This is a genomic window from Flavobacterium sp., from assembly GCF_039932285.1.
GTDB lineage: Bacteria > Bacteroidota > Bacteroidia > Flavobacteriales > Flavobacteriaceae > Flavobacterium.
The window spans coordinates 1-22239 of sequence record NZ_JBDTQE010000047.1 but is presented as its reverse complement, the minus strand read 5'-3'; the positions used below and the strand labels follow the sequence as shown (position 1 = coordinate 22239).

Below are 22239 nucleotides of genomic sequence, written 5' to 3'. Positions count from 1 at the left end.
CTGTTGGTGTGTTGATAGTTGCTGCACCATTAGACCCTCCAAAACAAGACACATTCGTTTGTGAGCTGGCATTTAAGACAATAGCTGTTGGTTGTGTTACCGTAAATGTTCGTGTTGCAGTACAACTATTCGCATCTGTTACAGTACATGTCCATGACCCAGCACTTAACCCTGTTATACTTGCAGTTCCATCTCCTGTTGGGTTACCTGGAGTCCAATTGTAAGTATAACCTCCGGCACCTCCAGAAGGTGATACAGAAGCAGTTCCATTTGATCCACCATTACAAGACACATTCGTTTGAGAATTTGTTGCAGTACTAATTGCTGTCGATTGAGTAACTGTAATTCCAGATACAGTTCCTGTACACCCATTAGTATCAGTAATTGTTACCGAGTAGCTTCCAGCTACCAATCCTGTTCTGTCTTCGGTAGTTATACCACCACCCCAACTAAATGTATAAGGTCCTGTTCCTCCTGTTGGAGTAAGGTTAATTGCTCCGTTAGAACCTCCATTACAAGCAACATTGGTTACAACTGTTGTTCCTGAAACAGGAGCTGTAGGTTGAGTGACTATAATTCCAGATATAGTTCTTGTGCATGAATTAGAATCGGTAATTGTTACCGAGTAGCTTCCAGCTGCAAGTCCTGTTCTGTCTTCGGTAGTTATACCACCACCCCAATTGAATGTATATCCTGGAGCTCCACCTGATGGTGTTAGATTAATCGCTCCGTTAGTACCTCCAAAACAAGCAACATTTGTGACAACTGTTGTTCCGTTTAATACTGGCGGTTGCGTAATTGTATAATTACGAGTAGCAGTACATGCTATATTATCTGTTACAGTTACTGTATAGCTTCCAGCAGCTAATCCTGTAGCTGTTGCAGCAGTTCCACCTGAAGGTAACCAAGAATAAGTATAAGGAGCAATTCCACCAGATGGAGTTACAGAAGCAGTTCCATTAGATCCTCCAAAACAAGACACATTTGTTTGTGAAGCTGTTGTAGTATTGATAGACGATACGGTTAAAGTTGCTTGATTTGTGTTAGTAAAGCAAGTAATAGTTGGATTATACGCAACACAACGGTATAAATAGCCACTCATTGCTGCTGTAGCACCTGTAATAGTCAAAGTATTGGTTGTCACATTTGAATAAGGTGCACCATTTGCTAAATCTGTAAATCCACTACCAGTATTTACCTGCCACTGGTATCCAGTTGCACCTGTTGCTGTTGATGGGAAAGTAGTATTACTACCTGAACAGATAGTTCTATTAGGCGGATTAGCTGTTACTACAGGTGCAGTACAAGCAGGTGTTTCAAACAAACGAAAGTTATCAAAAGCAAATTCCTGATTTCCACCATTAGCAAAACAATTTAAACGAATATCCATAGTGGTACCCGTTCCTGGAATAGTTGCGCTATATTCTGTAAACGTATAAGTCAAAGCAGCTCCATCTCCAACCTTATCCCCATTGGTATCAAGATTAAGAGTTGGATTTGAAGTTGGATTACCGGCAGGAATAGTACTGTAGAAAGCTACTGTTTTAGTCCATGCTCCTCCATCAATACGATATTCGACAACTACAAAATCTTGTTGATTTGGACCTGAGGTTTCCCAATCAAGTCCTTGCCATGCGCCAAGATTACTAGCGGCTAGAAGGCCTTTAAATGATAAGCCACTCTTACCAGCAATAGATACTGTCCATGTAACCTGTTGACTAGTAGCGACAGCACCATTAGTACAAGTACTGTTTTTATCTATATCTTCACCTGCAAAAAATTTACTACCTTGAAAAGCTGAATAAATAAATGGGCTATTTTGAATAGAAATTCCTGAAGGGTCTGTTCTCTTAAAATAAGACGTTGAAGGTGGTCCTCCACAAGAAAATTCTCCATTAGAGACCGTTCTAGTACCAGAACTTGGAGCTCCCGCATCCTCGAATGTGTCGCTCCAAAATTGGGTTTGCGCATTAAGCCCAATGCAGAAAAAGCAAAGAAGCATTGCAAAAGTTAGTGTAAAGTTTTTTTTCATAATCACTGTTTTAAATTAATTGTTGTTTGTAAATATTATTAAATGCGTTAACCATTACTGAATTCAATAAAGCAAATTGTCTAACTGTCATAATACCTTGTTCTGTACTCAATATTTCAATTGCAATTTGTTTGTTATCTTCACAAGCTACGTTTATTGTATCTGTTATAGATACGATGGTTCCAGATTGATTGTTATGAGGTTCATTCAATTCAGAAGCTATAATTATTTTAATTTGTTCGCCTAATAATGTTGCATCTGCACCACTATTCCAAGGATTACAAGCATTGATGAGTGCTATAATCTCATCAGTAGACATTCGTTTCCAATTAATATAAGTATCCGATATTTCTGGTTTTTCGTAATAATAAGATAGTGTATTGTCTTGAGGGTGATTTGGAATGCTACTGGCAAATTGTAACATATTTGCCATATTTAAAGTGACTTGAGCCATGCGATCACTTAATCTTACGGTTAATTTACCATAAGTTTCCCCTGTCTGAATTGCTATTGGATCATTAAAAATAATATTACCCTCATCATATTTGGCATTCATAAAATGAGCGCAAATTGCTGTTTCGGGTTCATTATTTTTAAGGACTTCGAAAATAGGCATCGGTCCTCTATATTGTGGGAGAGGACCAGGATGAAAATTAATGAATTTATCTTGTCCGTAAGACAAAACAGCTTCAGGAAGTAAGAATGGAAAAGAGATGCAAAAGATATAATCTGGTTGTATATCATCAATCCAAGTTCGCATTTCTTCCATGCTTTTCTTGTTAGCAAAGGATTTAAAACCAAAGTTATTTTCTTCAGATTCTCTTTCCAAAGCCTCTATGATTGTAATATTGCTTTTTCCAATTCCAATTGCACATATGAATTTTTCATATGCTAGTAATTGCAATGATTTAAAAGCGAATTTTCCGCCACACAAGACCATTATTTTTTTCTGTTTTTCCATATTAGATGCAGGTATAACTGTTATACCAAGCTGAGGAAGAACTATTCAAATCCTCAGTAGTTAATTTTTCAAAATGTTCATAAATATTGGCAGTTTTTCCTTCTAATTGTAACTCGCATTTACCTTCATTATTGGCAATAATTACCACATTGTATAAAGGAGAAATTGATGTATTTGTTTTGGAGTCGAAATAAATTTCACCTCTCGGACTTTCGAATATTAACGATTGTAAACCCGTTGCTATTTTTGATATGTCGTTTTTGTATTCGGTAATCAATTCTAATATTTTAACAGCAATTGTAGCGCTTTCCCAACTTAATAGCGAAAATAAGTTAGGTATTCTACCAGCCGCTGTCATTACTTCTATAAAAGTTTCATTCTCTTTTGATTCTATTTTTTTTGACCAAGCCGCAATTCCTTTGATGTTATTACTTGGATATTCAGCCTCGGATAACATTGTTTCTTCAAAACCAAAAGGAGGTAAATAAACAGGTAGATTTTCTCCTTCAAATGAGTTTTTAATCCCTTCAAAATACCATTGTACAAAATCACCACTGAAAATACTTAATAAAGCACTGTTTGGAAATTGTTCTAAATGCTCTTTTAGTGGTTCAATAGTGAAATCTTCTGTTTTATATCCTGTAGCATGATTAAACATAATAGTTCCTCCAGTTTTTTCAAATCCTTTTGTGATACTATAAGTATGTAAATATCCTCCATCATAATAACCTGTGACCATTCCTGCACTTTTATAACCATCTTCTACTGCTTGTTTTGCGGCTAGAGAAGCACCTAAAGAATTGTGAAGTGAATGATAGAAAATATTCGGACAAGTTGGCCATTCATGTGGCAAATTAGCTCCAGCATCTAAAACAATAAGCATTTTATTTGCAGCAAGAAAAAGAGGACGAAGTAACTGAGCAGTACGATGTCCTATGTAAGCAATTACTACTGAGGCATTTTCTTCCAACAGAAGTTTTTCGGCGCTACGGTAGCATTGTTGTTTGTCAGCTCCGAAACCTATATTTTCTGTTACTATCTTAATATCATCTCGGCCCAATTGTTTAAGTCCAGACCGAAGTCCTTCATATAAATCAAAACCGATGGTTTGATAATAGGTTGATCGAGCCAATAAAATCCCTACTGTTTGCATAATCTTATAAATAACACAAAAGGAAGTTTTACCATGAAAACTTCCTTTTTATAATTTTAATTAGTTTCTACTTGGGAATATTCCTTCTACTGCGATGGAATAATTGATCGTCAAATAGGGGTTCGTTATATCAAAAGGCTGATTACTACCTGTTACATCTGTTGTACCTGTAATTGTTGCTCCTCCTGTAAAAACATTAGGAGTAGCTCCATTTCCAGAATAAGAAGCAGCCGCAGTATTTGCTGGAAAATTTCCGTCAGGTCCTGTTTCGTCTGCATTTGCTGTTGATGCTTGTTGTTTTACAACTACAGCATTTAAAGTATGAACGTGAGCTGGAATATTTGACGTTAGTAATGTAACAGTATTTACCCCTGCTTTTTGCCCCATTACATAATTTGGTAATCCAGGGCCTTGGCCTTGGCCAATTGGCACACGACCTTGTAAATCAGGTAATCCAAATGTAGTTTGACCATTTCCACCATAAGTTGTTCCTAATAATGAAAAAAGCGCAGTATTTTGAGCAATTGACATAATTTGTCCTTGGCATGTTAGATATCCTCTAGGAGCGAAATTGAATCCAAAAATTTTAATTTCCCCAATAAACGGTTCTGTTGACATAGTTATATTTTTAAAAGTTGTTGTCTTAAATTTATTAATTGCTTAATTTCTACTTGGAAAAATCCCATATATAGCTATAGAATAATTAATCGTCAAATAAGGATTTAATATCCCTATAGGTGAATTTGAACCTGTAATATCAGAAGTTCCTGAAACTGTTGCTCCTCCAGTAAAAATATTAGGAGTAGCTCCATTTCCAGAATAAGAAGAAACCGCAGTATTTGCTGGAAAATTTCCATCAGGCCCTGTTTCGTCTGCATTTGCAGTAGAAGCTTTTAGTTTAACTACAGCAGCATTTAAAGTATGTACGTGAGCTGGCATATTTGGAGTTATCAAAGTAATAGATGTAGTACCTGCAACTTGTCCCATACTATATGATGGCAATCCTGGACCAGTTCCTTGTCCGATAGGCATTCGCCCTCTTAAATCAGGAAGTCCAAATGTTTGTACACCATTTCCCCCGTAAGTTGTTCCTAATAATGAAAAAAGTGCAGTATTTTGAGCAATTGACATAATTTGTCCACTACAAGTTTGATATCCTTGAGGCGCAAAATCAAATCCTAGAATTTTAATTTCTCCAATAAATGGTTCTGTTGACATATTTTTTTATTTAGTGTTTATGTGATTTTTTTTAATTGCTAAGGTAGACTTATAATTTAATTTTTAAAAGGAATAATCAATTTTAAAACTAATTCTTATTTAAGAGTACTAAATTATATATTTTTTACAAAATACAACCCCGTATTTATACCTGTTTTGTAAAATTAATTTTTATTTTTTTTAGGTTCTAACATATTGTTTCTAGGTTTTAATCCTTGTAACCTAACAAAAACGTGACTTAACGATTCTGGTTGAAGTAAGTTATTTTTATTATGACAAGAAAAGCAAGAAATAGAGTTAGAATAAGTGGAAGCTGTTGATGGTGACTGTACAAAAGTTTCCATAGTACTATTTGACAATTGAGCGGTACCGATAGCATCTCCAAGTGGGGTAATCTTAGGAATAGAATCTTTTGGCGTAGGGCTTGCAAAATTTGCATATGGATAACTCATTCCATTGGGAGCATTTCCGCCAAATGTCCAAGTTGCGCCTATTAGTAAATAATTTTTTCTGATATCATTTCCAACCAGCATACTTCTTACATTATTATTCATCGATATCACTTGACTATTTGCATCAGCAGGTGTAGCGTCTTCTTGATTTGGCAGCGTGTTTGAGGCGCTTCCCCAAGCCATAATTCTTCTCGCTCCAGGACTAAATATTTTTGGATCTTTAACTAATATCATTTGAATAGAGTCACTTTTGTTATTTGAACTAACGACCTCAACTGTATCTTTCATATTTTTGAAATTCTCTTTATCTACATTATCAGAAGCATTAGCATTAAATAACCATCCAGAACCTTTATCTGCTGGAACCTCTTTGATTTTATTATTTGTATCCTTATAAGAATAAGCAGCATTTGGTGTGTTTTTTTCATGTTCAAAAGTAGCCCAAACCATCTCTGGGTGACCAGCTACACTACCTACAACATGCATACCAACCATTGCTAATTTAGCCTTTCTCTCTCCATTTACAAACCATTTATTGGGGTTTGTTTTATCATAGGTAGGGATTATTGCATCGATAGTAACATAATTACTTACATTGGGTAAATCTTTAGTTTCAACCCATGATGTTTTAATTTCCATTGCCAAAGCATTTGGATCTGGTGGTGTAGCCCAACCTTCATTTTTTGCATATTTTAGAATTTCATCTAATTGATTTTGAGTCGTAGGGAATTCATTTGATGATAATTTTCCTGACTTATAACCTGATAAGTAATAAGCAAAAACATCATTTACCATTGTAATATAATAAACTAAAGATTGGTTTTCTGCCATCAAAATACCTGAAGAACCAGCTTGTCCAAGCTCAACATCAACTGTATTTCCGTTAGAGTCAAGAAAGATGTTTTTACTTCCAGCTCTAAATTTATGTAATACATTTTTTGAATTTGTTTTTACATTTATAATAGCTTTAGGCTTATTTATTATATTTCCTTTGTCATCAATAAAATCTTCTCCTCCTTTAAGATTAGGTGCTATATGATTAACTATTACAGCCTTATTCATATCATTTTTAACAAATACTTTCTCATTTTCGGTATTACTTTCTACCTCAAACTTATTTCCATTTACATCAATAACCATAGGAAGACCATTGGGTCCATTCTGACTTATACTACTAGAAGCTCTTAGCATTGTATTAGAATCATGAGGTATCAAGGAGCGTTTTCCGTCTACAATTGGAGAAACTGTATAAAAAGTAGGTGACTCCATTACCGTTTTTCCTTTATCATTTGATGTAATCCACATGAACATTTGTTCGGACCATTTATAAAAGTCAAAATTATTATTGAATTTAGACAAGCTATTTGCGGGTAAAACTAATCCGTTTTCAGTTGCTTTTTTATTCACAAACCAAGAGTCAAATTCAGTTTTAGAAAGAGTGTCTTTCTGTAATACATCTTGAGGTAAATAACTTGTTTCAAAATTAGATTTCTTATTACATCCAAGAAAAACAATCGCTATTACCGAAAGGAATGCTATAAGAATTTTGGAAATTTGTTTTTTCATGATAATTAGTTTTATGGTTAGTTTAAGTTTAGTAAATAAGATGTAATTATATCTTTTTTTTAAATTAAATAATTATATCATATTTACATTATATAACAATACTGCTAAATTATGATTTGTAAGAAAATGCATGTAGGTATTTATACCTGTTTTTTATTATGAGTCTTTTTTTATTGAATTTAAATACTATTTTTGATAAGAATTTTTAAACTAATTATAAAACAAACTATCATGGCAAAAAACACAATTACATTGAAACAAGCGCAAGAATGGGCAACTACATGGAGGTCAGATCCATCAAATACAGTTAAAGCACATTTAATTCCTCATGTAGATATTACACAATTATTAAATGAAGAAAATGTTGTAGATGTACGTGCTTACATAGGGGTTGATGAAAATGGTATTAACAAATTAATGCTCGTTGGGGTTGACATTGATGGGAATGATTTGATTGATGATAATAAAGAACAATATATTTACGATTTCACAAAACCTTGTCCAAGTACATGTGACGTAGACAGTCCTTTGTACACATTAAAATAATAATATGAATGATATTTTTGCAGATATTGGCTATTTTATATTACTAATAAATGTAATTCTATTTATTAAGGGCTTTTCTAACAATGGAAAAGCCTTTAAAATTTTCACGCTATATTCTGTATTAATTTTTATTATTCAAATAATAGTAAATACATTAAATTATTTTAAAATAAATAATTTATTCTTATCTCATTTCTATTTTATACTCCAGTTTTTACTATTAAGTTTTTTTTACTTAACTATTTTAAAAGTAGATTTTCAAAAAAAAATAATTAAACTTTTACTAATTCTGTGTCCACTTATTTTAATGATACAATATATAGTAGATCCAAATTCTTTTTTTGAATTTAATCTATTTGAAATATTCATTACTTCGTTCCCAATCATTATTTATTCAACATTTTTCCTATATAATTCATTGAATGAAAAAAAAGATTTTTATTATATCAACCTAGGAATATTAATCTATTTATTTGGAAGTACAGTTTTATTTCTAGTAGGAAACTTAGTCGCAAAACTAGATAATAATTTAAACGACATTCCTTGGATTTTAAACTCCGTTTTATACATTATATACCAATTATTTATACTAGTTGAATGGAAAAATAATTTTTCTGAAAAACAATAATTTCAAATTAAATGAAAACAAATACAATCCCTCAAAACGAAATAATATGTGTGATAATTTACACCTTTATTGCCTTTCTTTTAATGGCTTTTGTATTAATTTTATTCTTTTATTTCTCCCGAATAAAAATTGTAAAAAATGAAATAGAAAAAAGATATTTAGAATCTAAACATCAAAAAAGTTTGTTACACTCTATCATTACAACCCAAGAAGACGAACGAAAACGAATAGCACAGGATTTACACGATGATATCAGTTCTAAGTTAAATATTGTTTCACTAAATAGCCATTTGCTACTCACACCCGACTTATCACAAAAAGAAATCACTGAAATAACAAATAACATCATTAATCTTACAAAAAAAACTTTAGATAATTCCAGAAGAATCGCACATGACTTATTACCTCCAGTATTAGAAAAATTTGGTTTAGATGCTGGTGTAAAAGAATTATGTTTAGAATTTAATAGTAGTAAATCCGTATCTGTTAAATATGAAAATCTTATTTCATTCAATGATGACAACAATGATGAACAAAGACATCTCCATGTTTTTAGAATTTTACAGGAGCTTATGAATAATTCTCTCCGACATGGTAAAGCATCATCTATTTCTATTCTTTTTGAAAATGAAGATGGCATAAATTATTGTAAATATTCTGATAATGGAATTGGTTTTGACACCACTAAATCATGCAACAAAAAGGGATTAGGAATGAAAAATATAGAAAGTAGAGTGAGCTTTTTAAATGGCGTCTTACATATAAATTCAGAAATAAATAAAGGAACACAAATCATTTTTAATTTTTAATATCATGAATCATAAAATTAAAATAATCCTTGCTGATGATGAAATCTTATTTAGAAAAGGAATCTCCTTTTTATTACAAAGAGAAAAAAACATAGAAATTATTTTCGAAGTATCTAACGGAAGTGAATTATTGTCATTCTTACAAGAAAGTACTATTCATCCTGACATTATTATGATGGATTTAAAAATGCCTCTTTTAAACGGTGTTGAAGCAACAAAAATTATAAATAGTGATTATCCGAAAATTAAAATTATTGCTTTAACAAGTTATGATTCCAAATCATTTATTGCAAACATGATAACTATTGGCGCAGCCTCATATCTAATAAAAAATAGCACTCCTACTGAAATGATAGAAACCATAAATGAAGTTTCGGAAAAAGGATTTTACTATAACGAAAATGTACTGCAAGTTATTCATGATGGAATTTTATCCACAAGTACAAAATTAAAAAGTGTTTTCGACGAAGATTATTTAACTAATCGAGAAAAAGAAGTATTACAATTAATTTGTAAACAATTAAGTACAAACGATATTGCCGAAAAACTATTTATAAGCAATAGAACTGTTGATGGCCATCGAAATAATTTATTGTTAAAAACAGAATCTAAAAATGTTGCAGGATTGGTTGTATATGCAATTCAAAATAAGATCATTAGTATCGATAATTTATCTATTTAAGACTAACTAAAACACCCCTATTACTTTCTATAAAAAAAGCCCATTAGATAAATACTAATGAGCTTTTAAACAAACATAAAAACAAAACTAAACTAAAATTTATATATAATTTTCCCTTTTATATAAACTGGAATTTCTTTATTAATATTTATTTTATTAAAATTTGTAACACTATTACCAGATAAATTATTGAAATTAAAATTAGGCTCGTCGGCATAAATATTAAAAAAATTTCGCATTGATAATCTAAAATGAAAACCACTGTAATTGTAATTTATTTTAAAATCTGATGACAAATAATCTGCTGCTAATTCTAACAGACTATATTTTTTTACTTCTTTTACTATCCTATCATGATGTATTTCTCTTTGTTTAAAAGACTGTTGTGAATAACTTCCAATTGTGAAAACAAACAATATAAATAATAATATGACTTTCATAATATTTAAAATCTATAGCTAACTTTAGCCTTAATAAATAACGGAACTCCTGGTGTAAAATGTATTTCTTCAACACTTTGAGTCTCATTTTTTAATCTACTTTCAGTCGCAAACTGAGTTTCATTCCATTTTGTGTTAAAAATATTTTCCGCAGAAACACCAAAAATTACACTTTTGTATTCATAATTTATATTCAAATCCGAAACCATGTAACCTTTTGCAACGATTGAATTGTCTTCATTGGCTGGTCGAGATTTTAGATATCGGTAATGAAATCCTCCCGAAAAACCTTTGTATTTATTAACACTTAACCCTCCTGTCGATGTAAAATCAGGTGCTAACGGAACATAATCTTCTCCTTTTGGCGCATCGATACTTCTAGCATAAGTGTAATTAACATCCGTATCAAAGAACAAATAATTAGACAACTGGTAACGCAAACCAAAATCGAAACCCATTCGTTTTGTTCTTCCAGAAATTTCGACCGTTGCAGCATCTCCAACATATACTAATTCTTCTTGCAAGTTTAGCATCCAAAGCGCTGAATTAATTAATAGTTTAGGAAAAGGTTTGGCTATAATTCCTAGATCTGAACCAAAAGCTGTTGGCAAAATTTGTTTTCCAGCATTTGCAACCACTACTCGAGTATCGTTAGAGTGAAAACCAAAACCTGATTTTAAGTAAAATTGTAAATTATTATTTTGAGTGAAAATAAAGTTTAGTTTTGGTGAAAATTTAGCTTTATTTTCAGTTTGAGTTTTATAATTTGTTGACAATTTATCTTGGTAATCAAACTTAAAATAATCGAATCTAATGGCTGGATTTATCTTCAGTTTTCCAAAATCGAATTCTGAATTCAGGTAAGAAAAAACATTTGTTTCGTCCATATCTCCTAATTTCAAATTATTCAAAGTTGTGTAACGTCCTACTGTATGTGATAATTCAGTGTTTTTTGTAGCGTCGTTTCTTAAACCAAAACCCAATTGAAAATTAGAGCTTTCTAATTTCTTATTCAATTCCGCATTTAAACCAAAAATATCTCTATTTTCCTTTTGTCTTATTTGATCTCCATTTATTGGATCTTCTAAAAAAAATGTAAAATTAGAATACAACTCAAAATTATATTTTGAATAAAAAGCATTGGCTTTTAGCAACGTATTATCATCGATAGGTTTAGATAATGAAACATTCAAATTTGTTCTCGAAGTTTTTCCGCCTTCAGTATCATCAACAGCACCAAATCTTGAAATTAATCCCCCATCTATTAACCTTTGTGGAATTTGACCAGAAGCATCCCATTTACTGGTAAAGTGAGAAGCATTAATAGAAAACTTACTATTATCGGCAAAAACTGATGTATATTTTCCAAATAAATTAATACGTTTAAAATTTTGTGGTGAGTCGAACGCACCATCGGTCATAATATATTCTGTTGCTAAATAGGCATTCTGATTCTTTTGTTTTTCTAATAAATTAAAAAGTCCGACCGTTTTGAAAGTGTTAAATTGTCCCGCTTCAATACTTATCATATTTTTGTCTATTTTTTCTTTTGTTAAAAATGAAACATAACCTGCTGTAGCAAAGTCTCCTTTGTTTGCATAATAAGTTCCTTTTCCAAAATCTATTTTTTCGACCGTTTCTGGAATCACAAAATGCAAATCGGCATAACCTTGTCCGTGAGCATGAGAAACCATATTTACTGGCATTCCGTCTACTGAAACTGCAATATCTGTCCCGTGATCTATATCAAAACCTCTCAAAAACATTTGTTCTGCTTTTCCGCCACCAGCGTGCTGACCAATGAATAAACCTGGAACTTTTCGCAATATTTCTTGCGAAGAATTTACTGGAGTCGTTTGCAAATCTATTTTAGAAATGACATTCATTGCATTTAGTTTTGACTGAATAACTACTTGATCCAGATTAAATGCATTATCTTCTAAAACTATCGAAATATCATTAGATACAATCGTATATTCTAATTTCTTAAATCCTAAAGCTGTAATAGTTAATACATCTGAAATGTTCGTTTTATCGATATTAAAATTTCCAAATTCATCTGTGTGCGCGTGATACTTAGAATTTGTATTTAATAAATAAGCATTCTCAACAGGGTTTCCTAATGAATCTATTACTATCCCTTTTTGCATTTGTGCAAAACTCGAAAATGTAAGAAGTATAATTAGTGTTGTAAAAAATGTTTTCATTATAATTTATTTATCTTTTGTTTTTCAGAATCGTTATTTTTTTCATATTCGGCAATTTGAGATTTTAGTAAATAAAAATCGGGCGAATTGTATTTTTTAGAAACGAAATCGATAATTCGTTTTGCTTCGGTTGTATTTTTCTCATAAGAAAAAGCAATCCAAGCAATTCCTTTTAGTGCATACGAATTGTTAGGTTCTACTGCTAATGTTTTTAAGTAATAATCATAAGCAATTTTTATATTTCCTGCATGACCATTTAAATCTCCTAGATTAGAAAATGCCCAAATTTTTGATTCTTTATTATCGTTTGAAATTGCTATATCTCTTGCTTTTTCCATAAATGAAATCGCAGTTTTCAAATCTCCTAAATGATCATTCCATTTCGAAATTCTAATTAAGAAATCAAAATCTTTCATGTTTATTAGAAAATTTAGATTTTTTTGAGCCTCAGTATAATTCCCCAATTCCATATTCACATCAAAAAGTAATTTCTGAGTTTCTATCATTCCTTCCCCAATATCCAAAGCTTTATTAGCTAAAACTAAAGCCTCTTTAAAACGATGTTGTGAAATATAATTTCTACTTAAAGAACGAATGTTTTTTACATCAGAATATTTCAAAGCTTCGTTCGATTTTATCAATAAATCTTCGCTTTTATACAAATCATTAATATTTCCTCTTATTTCAAATAATTTCGAGTAATTTGAAGCTATTTGAGATAAATAAGTAATTTGATTTGGTGCTGCATCGAATTTTTTTTGCCAAAAATCTATTTCAGAATTTGTAAAATCTAATGATTTATTTTCTTTCATCTCTAGAAAGACATTGTAATCTTTTGGGTTGGTAACTTTTTCTGATTTTTTTTCGCAACTAATAATTACTAAAGTCGTAAAAAATAGAATTACAAAATTGAATATTTTCATTGCGTTTGGTTTTTTGTCTATTCTTTTATAAAATTAGAGCGTATAATTTTTATACGCTCTAATTTTTAATAATTTACCAAGCAGAAGCTAGGTAAGGAAATGAGGCAGAAAAGGGTTTGTCATTTGCATCTACGTGATCTGAAGTAAGTCCTGCATTTGAACCTCCAGTTGGACCTCCAAAAATCAAAAGTAATTCAGTATCAATAACGTCATCAGCTAGAGCACGTCCAGTTAGTACATTTGTTCCGTCAAAAAATGTAGTTGTTCCTGTTTTTGCAACACCTAAAACGTCAGTAGCTAACAACCCTGTAAGTTGAGCAGCTGTTTGACCTAATGCATTTGTTGTGTATCCAGCATTTAAAGCCAATAATCTTGACTGAAAAACAGACTGATAACTAGCACCCATAGTTGAAGGAATTGCAACGTTAAAAGCATCTTTAGGAACTCCAGAGGCAATAAAAACAGTATTTATCGCTGGTCTACCCATTTGATCTTTTTGTACATAAGTTCCAGAAAAATCTGTTGTTGGTGCTGTAGGTACTGCATCATCATCATTATTACAACTTGTAAACATTGCGATTCCTACAATTGACAATGCTATAATTTTAAATTTATTTGTTTTCATCTTTTTTACTTTTATTAAAAATTAAATTATTGTTTTTGTTTAGTTTCTGCCCAAACATTAATAGTTGTAGAAGTTCCTAACATAGATTTTGGCACTTCAACGATTGTAGATAAAACATTAGTTCCAGCAAAAGTATCCGTTCCAGGATTATTAAATCCAGTTGCAGTTGATCCTAGTATTGCATTAAACTGACTTAAGTCAAAAAAGAATGGATCATCTCTTGGTCCTGCAAAAAACTTCATTCCGTTTGAAGTTGAAGTGATTGCAGTTTGTCCGTATTGAGAAATATCAACACTTCCTGAAGCTGCATTAGTTTTTACAGTACTAGATGTTCCTGTTGTTCCTGGAGCAGTTGGTCCAAAAAAGTACATTTTACCATCTCTTCTAATCGCTTGAATAACTAAGTCTTCTACATTATCACCATTGTTATCAATATTAATCTCTGTCAACACATTTTCATTAAATGTAGCTGCACCTGTTGCACCTGGACTTAATAATCCTTGAGTATTTACTACAAACACCATATTGTTTGTATCTTGACCTTGAAAAGCATAGACATCTGTAATGTCATTTGCGTTACCTGCTACTGCTGGAGCATCTGCGTGGTCAGCAGCAATTAATAATAGACCTGAAATCGCTACAAACGATAGACCTAAATACATTTTTGTTTTTTTCATTGTTTTATATTTTTTAATGATTATAAATTGATTTACGGAGAATAGTTATTTATGGTTTTAAAAAAATAAAATTATTTTTAAAATTATTTTTAAACTACTGATTATCAATTATTTAAAAATAATTTATTTTTAAATAATTTTGAAACCAATCATAATTATCATATTAAGTAAAGTTTACATAGATTTGTATTAATCAAAAAAACATTTTATGTCACAAGAAGAAGTTTTAGTATTAATAAAAGAAAAAGACAGCCGAGCCTATACCATATTATACGATATGTACTCTAAAAGTCTTTTTGCAGTTATTATTAATTTAGTCAAAGACAGAGAAGAATCTGAAGATGTGTTACAAGAAGTCTTTGTAAAAATCTGGAAAAATATAGATTCTTATAATGAAAGTAAAGGTCGTTTTTATACTTGGGCGCTTAATATTGCTCGAAATACTAGTATAGATAAAATGCGTTCTAAAAATTTTAACAACAGTAAAAAAAACCTATCGTCAGATAATTTCGTACATCTACTAGATGACAGTAACAAACTTACTAATAAGATTGATACTATTGGAATTCAAGAGTTTGTAAAGAAGCTAAAACCAAAATGTATTGCCATAATAGATTTATTATTCTTTAAAGGCTATACACAACAAGAAGCTTCCGAAGAATTAGAGATTCCTTTAGGAACTGTAAAAACACAAAATAGAAATTGTATTAACGATTTAAGAAATTTTTTACACGTATAATTATGGATACAAAAGAATATATAGAATCCGGGATATTAGAACTTTATGTTTACGGTTTACTCGACGAAACCCAAAACCTAGAAGTTGCACAGATGGCGAAAAAATACAAGGAAATTGATGTTGAAATTATTTCTATAGAGAAAGCGATAGTTAATCTTTCAACCAGTTTTTCACCTTTCTTATCGGTAGAAAATTTTGCTAAAATAAAATCTAAACTAGATCTAAAACATACGAAAGTAATAGATTTAAAACCGAAAAACAATCGATTGAATTATATAGGTTGGGCAGCGGCGGCAGTATTCCTTTTAGGAATTGGTTACCAATATAATCAACAATTAACTTTTGAAAATGATATTGTTACTCTTGAAAAAGAGAAAACAAAATTAAACGAAGTAGTTGTTTCTGCTGAAAACAAAAATAAGCAAACCAAAGAAGCTTTAGCTGTAGTTCGTGATTCTAGGAATACAGTAATCCTTCTTGCAGGGCAAGCTGTTGCACCAACAGCATCTGCAAAAGTATATTGGAACAAAAAAACACAAGTTGTTTATGTAGACGCTTCAGGCTTGCCAGAACCACCAGAAGGCATGGTTTATCAAGTTTGGTCACTGAAACTAAAACCTGCACTTACACCTACAAGTATTGGATTATTATCTGACTTTACAGCAGAAAATAATAAAATATTTGCAGTCAGTAACACCGGAAACGCAGAAGGTTTTGGAATTACACTAGAACCTACTGGCGGAAGCAAATCGCCTACTATGGAGCAATTATATACATTAGGAACAGTATAAAAAAGACTCATATATTAAAAAGTAAAACCACTCAAATTGAGTGGTTTTACTTTTTAATATATTTAGCTAATGCCAAAATATATAATATTAAAGAAGCAAATAAACAGCTAATTTCGAAAGCAAAGTTACCATTTGATGTTCGTGCTAAAAGCATAAATACAGTTCCAAATATAAATAAATGCAACGGATTTAAGCTTTTGTAATATTCAGTTAGTTTACTCATATCTTATTTAAAAAAAGAATCTACAAATTCGTATTTATTAAAAACCTGTAAATCGTTTATACCTTCTCCAACTCCTATATATTTTACAGGAATTTGAAATTGGTCAGAAATTCCTATGACTACGCCTCCTTTTGCAGTTCCATCAAGTTTTGTAACGGCTAGACAAGTAACTTCGGTTGCGGCAGTAAATTGTTTGGCTTGCTCGAATGCGTTTTGACCAGTAGAACCATCTAGAACCAACATCACGTCGTGTGGTGCGTCTGGAATTACTTTTTCCATAACACGTTTTATCTTGGTCAATTCGTTCATTAAACCAACTTTATTATGCAAACGACCAGCAGTATCTATAATGACAACATCGGCATTTTGAGCTACCGCACTTTGCAATGTATCAAAGGCTACTGATGCTGGATCACTTCCCATTTGTTGTCTTACGATAGGCACTCCTACTCTATCGGCCCAAATTTGTAATTGATCGATAGCGGCGGCTCTAAAAGTATCTCCTGCACCTAATACTACGCTATATCCTGATTTCTTAAACTGATTGGCTAATTTTCCAATAGTTGTTGTTTTTCCTACTCCATTTACACCAACTACCATAATTACGTATGGTTTTTTATTCTTTGGAACTTCAAATTCTGTAGCTTCACCTGAATTGGTTTCTGATAAAAGTCCAGCTATTTCTTCACGAAGTATGATGTTGAGTTCGTCGGTTCCTAGATATTTATCGTTAGAAACACGAGCTTCTATTCTTTGAATGATTTTTAGTGTGGTATTGACTCCTACATCTGATGAAACTAGAACTTCTTCAAGATTATCGAGAACATCTTCATCGACTTTCGATTTTCCCGCTACGGCTTTTGTTAGTTTTGATAAAAAAGAAGTGCTAGATTTTTCTAGTCCTTTGTCTAGGTTCTCTTTTTTTTCGGAGGAGAAGATTTTTTTAAAAAAATTCATTTGGTTTCTATTTTTAGATTATTGGATTGTTAGACTATTAGACTAAGAACCCGAAAATTTAATAGAAGCCTTATTGTTGTCATTTAGCCCTGATGGAAACGGAAATCCTTTTTCTTGCTTCTTTAGCAAGGAAAAGATTGAGTGGACAGCAGGAAAATGGTCTAATAAAATGCGTTACTGTTTTGCTTCTAAAAAAATTATGCACAAATATAAAATAAAAAAAGCTACTTCCGAAAGAAAGTAGCTTTAGTATATTGTTATGTTAGATTATTTCTTTTTTAAGAATGTATCTACTTCTTCTGGTGTCATAATTGCTTCCACAAAAGTATAAGCACCAGTTACTGGAGATTTTACCATTTTGATTGCTTTAGATAATCTCTTAGAAGCTGTTTGTAAAGTTGCTACGGTTTTCTTTGCCATGACTTATATTATTTAATTTCTTTATGAACAGTTACTCTTTTCAATACTGGATTGAATTTTTTGATCTCCAAACGATCTGGAGTATTCTTTTTGTTTTTAGTTGTAATGTAACGTGAAGTTCCAGCTACGCCAGAAGCTTTGTGCTCAGTACATTCTAAAATTACTTGGATTCTATTACCTTTCTTTGCCATCTTGCTATATAGTTTTTAGGACCGGATTATTTTATAAATCCTTCTGACTGCGCTTTTTTCAAAACTGCAGAAATTCCGTTTTTGTTAATCGTTTTGATTGTAGAAGCTGCTACTCTTAGAGTAATCCATCTGTCTTCTTCAGGAAGGTAAAAACGCTTTTTAATCAAGTTCACAGAGAATTTTCTCTTTGTCTTGTTCATTGCGTGAGAAACGTTATTTCCTACCATCGCTCTTTTACCAGTAAGGTCACAAATTCTTGACATTATATTATCTTTTATCGTTATTCAAAATTCAGAGTGCAAAAGAACGAAAAATAAATGGTTGTAGCAAATTATTTTTAGTAGTTTTTTAAAATTTCTTTATAAATTATTTCTAAAGCTTGATTTACACTTCTATCTATCACTTTCTCACGGGGTTGACCAAAATTAAATTTTTCAGAAAAAACACCTTTTGGAGTGGCTATTGCAATAAAAACTGTTCCAACTTCGGCATCTGCATCTCCTTTATTCGGACCTGCATTTCCTGTTGTTGCAATTGCAAAATCTGTTTTGAACATTTTTTGAGATTGAGAAGCCATTGCCTCGGCAACTTCTTTACTGACTACTGAAAATTCATTAATCAATTCTTGTGAAACACCTAAAACATTTACTTTTGTTTCAGTTGCATAACTTACAACACTTCCTTTAAAATAGTTCGAAGAACCTGAAACCGAAGTTAATACCGAAGCTATTTTCCCGCCCGAACAACTTTCTGCAGTAGAGATAGTTAATTTCTTTTCGGTTAATAGTTTTCCAAAAACAACTTCGATTGTTTCGTCTTCTTCAAAACCAACAATGCAATCGGAAATGATTAATTGTAATTTTTCAACTTGTATCTTAATTTCGTTTTGTAATAAATTTTCGTCAGTTCCTCGGGCAGACAATCTTAATCTTACTCGTCCCGGACTTGGCAAATAAGCCAATTTGATAAATTCAGGTAAATTGTCTTCCCAAGTTTCTATTCTTTCGGCCAATAGGCTTTCTCCAACACCGTAAGTTAAAATGGTTTTATGAATGATAAATGGTCGTTCGTATTTTGCTATTAGTTTTGGAATTACCTCGTTTTCCATCAAATATTTCATCTCGTACGGCACTCCTGGCAAGGAAATAAAAACGGTATTTCCCTTTTGCAACCACATTCCTGGAGCTGTTCCTACTTGATTAAAAAGCACATCACATTTTGAAGGAACAAGTGCTTGATCTTGATTTAGTTTTGTGATTGGTCGTTTAAAATATTGTTCTATAAGTTGCGTAACGTGAGCCAATACTTTTTTATCAATTATTAACTCATCATCAAAATATTCGCATAAAGTTTTCTTGGTAATATCGTCTTTTGTTGGCCCTAAACCACCTGTTATAATGACAACATCGACTTTATTTTGCAATGACGAAAGGGTTTTTAGAATATGCTGTTTGTCGTCAGTAATTGAAAGCATTTCGTGTACACCAATTCCTATTTTGTCTAAAAATTTGGCTATTACGCCCGAATTTGTATCGACGATTTGTCCAATAAGGATTTCATCACCTACAGTTACTATGGTTGCTTTCATTTTGAATTTAGATTTTAGATTTTGTGACTTTGGACTTTAAGACTTACAAATTAAAATCTTTTTTAATTTCAGCCAAAGCCAAATCTATACGCCCTGACATACTTTTGTATATTTCTTTAATTTCTTTTTTCTTTCCTTTATCTTTAGTCCATTGTTCAATTTGTAGAATGTCTTCATAAGCTGATTCCATCCCTAACAAATCGAGTGTAGGTTTCACTTTATGAGCATAACCGTATGCATGTGAGTAATCTTTAGAGTTTATTCCTACTTTAATTTGTTCAATATCCGAAGGCACTTCTTCTACAAAAAGATTTACTATTTGCAATACAAAGTCTTTATCATCGTCAGAAATTGCGTAAACTTTTGCTAAATTATAATATATTGCCATCCTTTATTTTACTTGAATTCTAAATAATTTATTATCTTCTAAGAAACCTTCTAAAACATCGTTGGGATTTACTTTTGCAACTCCTGCTGGCGTTCCTGTAAAAATAATATCTCCAATTTTTAGGGTAAAAAATTGTGAAACATAAGCGATTAATTCGTCTATTTTCCAGAGCATCATATTTGCATTTCCTTTTTGAACGGTTTTACCATTATTGGTTAACTCAAATGTAAGATTTTCCAGCGAATTGAAATCTTTTTTCGATAAAAAGTCACCAATAATCGCTGAACCGTCAAAAGCCTTTGCTTTTTCCCAAGGCAAACCTTTGTCTTTTAGTTTTTGTTGCAAATCACGAGCTGTAAAATCGATTCCAACGCTAATTTCATCATAATATTTATGTGCAAACTTGGCGTCGATATATTTTCCCACTTTGTTTATACGCACAATAATTTCGATTTCATGGTGAATATCATCACTAAATTCAGGAATTACAAACGGATGTTGTTTAAGTAAAATAGCAGAATCCGGCTTTAAAAAAACCACGGGCTCTGTTGGACGTTCATTTTGCAATTCGGCAATGTGTTCGGTATAATTTCTACCTATACAGATTATTTTCATTTTTTATCAAGGTTCTAAGACACTAAAATTCTAAGGTTCTGAGTTACTAAATAACTCAGAATCTTAGAAACTTACTTTGTATTTAACTTTCTCAATTTAATCGCTGTTAAAACCTTTTTGGTATATAATGGAAAGTCGGCATTTTGAATCCAACTAAAATAACCTGGTTCAGCTTCTAAAACTTTGTCTACTTTTACTCCTTTATGTTTTCCGAAGGCAAAAATCTCTTCATTATCTTTATCAAAAGCAATCATTCCAGCAAAATCTGCAATTTTTTTTCTGGTTGTAAATTCTGAAAGCGATTTCATATCGTTTTCTAATTCCGGATATCGATCGAGTTGTGCTTTTAGAATTTCGTATGTTGCCATTGTATCCGCTTCGGCAGAATGAGCATTTTCTAATGATTTTCCTGTATAAAATTTTAGAGCTGCACTTAGAGTGCGTTCTTCCATTTTGTGAAAAACAGTTTGCACATCGACAGAAACCCTACCTTTCATATCAAAATCGACGCCTGCACGAAGTAATTCTTCTGCCAATAAAGGAATATCGAATCTATCGGAATTAAATCCTGCTAAATCGGAATCTTTGATTATATTATAAACTTGCGAAGCCAATTCATTAAAAGTGGGTTCGTTAGCTACTTTTTCGTCTGTTATTCCGTGTACTGCTGTGGTTTGTGGTGGAATTGGAATGGTGGGATTTACCAACCAAGTTTTAGTTTCCTTGTTTCCGTTTGGAAAAACTTTAAATATTGATATTTCTACAATTCGGTCTTTTCCAATATCGATTCCTGTGGTTTCAAGATCGAAAAAGCAAATTGGGCGGGTTAATTTGAGTTCCATTTAGTTTGTTTGTGTTATTACAAATGTAAAAGTTTAAACACAGATTTCACAGATTTATTTTATAAAATTTATTACTAACATTAAGGATTTACATGAAATTAAAAAAAACATAAAATTCCGAGGCAAAAGTCCCTAACTAGCCATGACAGCAGCGTTATCCTTTTTCTTTTTTCTTTAAAAAGGGAAAGATATAGCGTATGGCAGGATTAGCTCCTAAAAAAAAGCGATTCAAAACTTGAATCGCTTAATTTCTATTGTTATTTATTTTTAAAAATCTCTGTTTACATCAAACGCTTCAAGATAATCTGCAACGCGTTTTACGAAGCTTCCTCCTAATGCACCATCTACAACTCTGTGGTCATAACTGTGTGATAAGAACATTTTTTGACGAATCCCAATGAAATCACCTTCTGGAGTTTCGATAACTGCAGGTACTTTTCTGATAGCACCTAAAGCTAAGATTCCCACTTGTGGTTGATTAATAATTGGTGTTCCGAAAACAGAACCAAAAGTTCCCACGTTAGTCACTGTATAAGTTCCACCTTGTGTGTCGTCTGGTTTTAATT

General features: G+C 31.8%; 28 protein-coding genes. 7 read left to right on the top strand and 21 right to left on the bottom strand.

Features of this window, described 5'->3' with window-relative positions:
* The 6 genes from ABI549_RS09525 to ABI549_RS09500 form a co-directional block, all read right to left on the bottom strand.
* Window positions 1-2032: SprB repeat-containing protein (locus ABI549_RS09525; protein ID WP_348076226.1), on the bottom strand; the 2032-nt coding region annotated here is incomplete at its 3' end.
* A gap of 10 nt (window positions 2033-2042) precedes the next feature.
* Entirely contained in the window at window positions 2043-2993 is a 951-nt protein-coding gene (locus ABI549_RS09520; RefSeq protein WP_348076225.1) for a formyltransferase family protein, read from the bottom strand.
* Window position 2994: 1 nt separating this feature from the next.
* A complete protein-coding gene (locus ABI549_RS09515; protein ID WP_348076224.1) occupies window positions 2995-4146 on the bottom strand; it encodes an ABC transporter substrate-binding protein in 1152 nt (383 codons plus the stop codon).
* A gap of 60 nt (window positions 4147-4206) precedes the next feature.
* Complete coding sequence (locus tag ABI549_RS09510) at window positions 4207-4764, bottom strand: tail fiber protein (RefSeq protein ID WP_348076223.1); 558 nt, start codon at window positions 4762-4764, stop codon at window positions 4207-4209.
* Between the two features lie 42 nt (window positions 4765-4806).
* Window positions 4807-5364, bottom strand: a complete 558-nt coding sequence (locus tag ABI549_RS09505; protein ID WP_348076222.1) for a tail fiber protein — start codon at window positions 5362-5364, stop codon at window positions 4807-4809.
* 164 nt (window positions 5365-5528) lie between these two features.
* The gene (locus ABI549_RS09500) at window positions 5529-7382 is read right to left on the bottom strand and encodes a hypothetical protein (RefSeq protein WP_348076221.1); all 1854 of its coding nucleotides are present in this window, start codon (window positions 7380-7382) and stop codon (window positions 5529-5531) included.
* 231 nt (window positions 7383-7613) lie between these two features.
* Between ABI549_RS09500 and ABI549_RS09495 the strand changes: the two genes are divergently transcribed.
* From ABI549_RS09495 to ABI549_RS09480, 4 genes are all read left to right on the top strand, one after another.
* The gene (locus ABI549_RS09495; RefSeq protein ID WP_348076220.1) at window positions 7614-7928 is read left to right on the top strand and encodes a hypothetical protein; all 315 of its coding nucleotides are present in this window, start codon (window positions 7614-7616) and stop codon (window positions 7926-7928) included.
* A 307-nt stretch (window positions 7929-8235) separates the two neighbouring features.
* Window positions 8236-8556 (top strand): hypothetical protein, encoded by a 321-nt coding sequence (locus ABI549_RS09490; protein ID WP_348076219.1) that lies wholly within the window; start codon window positions 8236-8238, stop codon window positions 8554-8556.
* An 11-nt stretch (window positions 8557-8567) separates the two neighbouring features.
* Window positions 8568-9365: a histidine kinase gene (locus ABI549_RS09485; RefSeq protein ID WP_348076218.1), complete on the top strand. Its 798-nt coding sequence runs from the start codon at window positions 8568-8570 to the stop codon at window positions 9363-9365.
* A gap of 4 nt (window positions 9366-9369) precedes the next feature.
* Window positions 9370-10047: a response regulator transcription factor gene (locus ABI549_RS09480; protein ID WP_348076217.1), complete on the top strand. Its 678-nt coding sequence runs from the start codon at window positions 9370-9372 to the stop codon at window positions 10045-10047.
* A 92-nt stretch (window positions 10048-10139) separates the two neighbouring features.
* Here ABI549_RS09480 and ABI549_RS09475 read toward each other — a convergent pair whose 3' ends face one another.
* The 5 genes from ABI549_RS09475 to ABI549_RS09455 form a co-directional block, all read right to left on the bottom strand.
* Complete coding sequence (locus ABI549_RS09475; RefSeq protein ID WP_348076216.1) at window positions 10140-10487, bottom strand: hypothetical protein; 348 nt, start codon at window positions 10485-10487, stop codon at window positions 10140-10142.
* 5 nt (window positions 10488-10492) lie between these two features.
* Entirely contained in the window at window positions 10493-12694 is a 2202-nt protein-coding gene (locus ABI549_RS09470) for a TonB-dependent receptor plug domain-containing protein (RefSeq protein WP_348076215.1), read from the bottom strand.
* Complete coding sequence (locus tag ABI549_RS09465; protein WP_348076214.1) at window positions 12694-13617, bottom strand: cell surface protein; 924 nt, start codon at window positions 13615-13617, stop codon at window positions 12694-12696. The genes ABI549_RS09470 and ABI549_RS09465 overlap by 1 nt, the downstream gene beginning before the upstream one ends.
* A gap of 73 nt (window positions 13618-13690) precedes the next feature.
* On the bottom strand, window positions 13691-14242 hold the full coding sequence (locus ABI549_RS09460; RefSeq protein WP_348076213.1) for a DUF4331 family protein: 552 nt from the start codon (window positions 14240-14242) through the stop codon (window positions 13691-13693).
* 26 nt (window positions 14243-14268) lie between these two features.
* Window positions 14269-14919: a DUF4331 family protein gene (locus tag ABI549_RS09455; protein WP_348076212.1), complete on the bottom strand. Its 651-nt coding sequence runs from the start codon at window positions 14917-14919 to the stop codon at window positions 14269-14271.
* A 208-nt stretch (window positions 14920-15127) separates the two neighbouring features.
* Here ABI549_RS09455 and ABI549_RS09450 point away from each other — a divergent pair, with 208 nt between their 5' ends.
* Window positions 15128-15658 carry a sigma-70 family RNA polymerase sigma factor gene (locus tag ABI549_RS09450; protein ID WP_348076211.1) on the top strand — a complete coding sequence of 177 codons (531 nt, stop codon included), beginning with the start codon at window positions 15128-15130 and terminating at the stop codon, window positions 15656-15658.
* Window positions 15659-15660: 2 nt separating this feature from the next.
* Window positions 15661-16449 (top strand): anti-sigma factor, encoded by a 789-nt coding sequence (locus ABI549_RS09445; protein ID WP_348076210.1) that lies wholly within the window; start codon window positions 15661-15663, stop codon window positions 16447-16449.
* Between the two features lie 46 nt (window positions 16450-16495).
* Here ABI549_RS09445 and ABI549_RS09440 read toward each other — a convergent pair whose 3' ends face one another.
* Together ABI549_RS09440 and ftsY are read right to left on the bottom strand one after the other, a co-directional pair.
* Window positions 16496-16672 (bottom strand): hypothetical protein, encoded by a 177-nt coding sequence (locus tag ABI549_RS09440; protein WP_348076209.1) that lies wholly within the window; start codon window positions 16670-16672, stop codon window positions 16496-16498.
* Between the two features lie 3 nt (window positions 16673-16675).
* Window positions 16676-17629, bottom strand: a complete 954-nt coding sequence (ftsY, locus tag ABI549_RS09435; RefSeq protein WP_348076208.1) for a signal recognition particle-docking protein FtsY — start codon at window positions 17627-17629, stop codon at window positions 16676-16678.
* A gap of 76 nt (window positions 17630-17705) precedes the next feature.
* Between ftsY and ABI549_RS09430 the strand changes: the two genes are divergently transcribed.
* Window positions 17706-17873, top strand: a complete 168-nt coding sequence (locus tag ABI549_RS09430) for a hypothetical protein (protein WP_348076207.1) — start codon at window positions 17706-17708, stop codon at window positions 17871-17873.
* Between the two features lie 23 nt (window positions 17874-17896).
* On the opposite strand, the gene ABI549_RS09425 is transcribed toward ABI549_RS09430, so the two are convergent.
* From ABI549_RS09425 to ABI549_RS09390, 8 genes are all read right to left on the bottom strand, one after another.
* The gene (locus ABI549_RS09425; RefSeq protein WP_348076206.1) at window positions 17897-18049 is read right to left on the bottom strand and encodes a DUF4295 domain-containing protein; all 153 of its coding nucleotides are present in this window, start codon (window positions 18047-18049) and stop codon (window positions 17897-17899) included.
* A gap of 8 nt (window positions 18050-18057) precedes the next feature.
* Window positions 18058-18240 (bottom strand): 50S ribosomal protein L33, encoded by a 183-nt coding sequence (gene rpmG / locus ABI549_RS09420; RefSeq protein WP_011963553.1) that lies wholly within the window; start codon window positions 18238-18240, stop codon window positions 18058-18060.
* A 26-nt stretch (window positions 18241-18266) separates the two neighbouring features.
* The gene (gene rpmB, locus ABI549_RS09415) at window positions 18267-18503 is read right to left on the bottom strand and encodes a 50S ribosomal protein L28 (RefSeq protein WP_091472963.1); all 237 of its coding nucleotides are present in this window, start codon (window positions 18501-18503) and stop codon (window positions 18267-18269) included.
* Window positions 18504-18577: 74 nt separating this feature from the next.
* On the bottom strand, window positions 18578-19828 hold the full coding sequence (locus tag ABI549_RS09410) for a CinA family nicotinamide mononucleotide deamidase-related protein (RefSeq protein ID WP_348076205.1): 1251 nt from the start codon (window positions 19826-19828) through the stop codon (window positions 18578-18580).
* Between the two features lie 43 nt (window positions 19829-19871).
* Window positions 19872-20216: a histidine kinase gene (locus tag ABI549_RS09405; protein WP_348076204.1), complete on the bottom strand. Its 345-nt coding sequence runs from the start codon at window positions 20214-20216 to the stop codon at window positions 19872-19874.
* Between the two features lie 3 nt (window positions 20217-20219).
* Window positions 20220-20831, bottom strand: coding sequence for a fumarylacetoacetate hydrolase family protein (locus ABI549_RS09400; protein ID WP_348076203.1), 612 nt, complete (start codon window positions 20829-20831; stop codon window positions 20220-20222).
* A gap of 71 nt (window positions 20832-20902) precedes the next feature.
* Window positions 20903-21673, bottom strand: coding sequence for a 3'-5' exonuclease (locus tag ABI549_RS09395; RefSeq protein ID WP_348076202.1), 771 nt, complete (start codon window positions 21671-21673; stop codon window positions 20903-20905).
* Between the two features lie 267 nt (window positions 21674-21940).
* Window positions 21941-22239 (bottom strand): 2-oxo acid dehydrogenase subunit E2 (locus ABI549_RS09390; protein ID WP_348076201.1); only part of this gene is annotated, 299 nt, incomplete at its 5' end.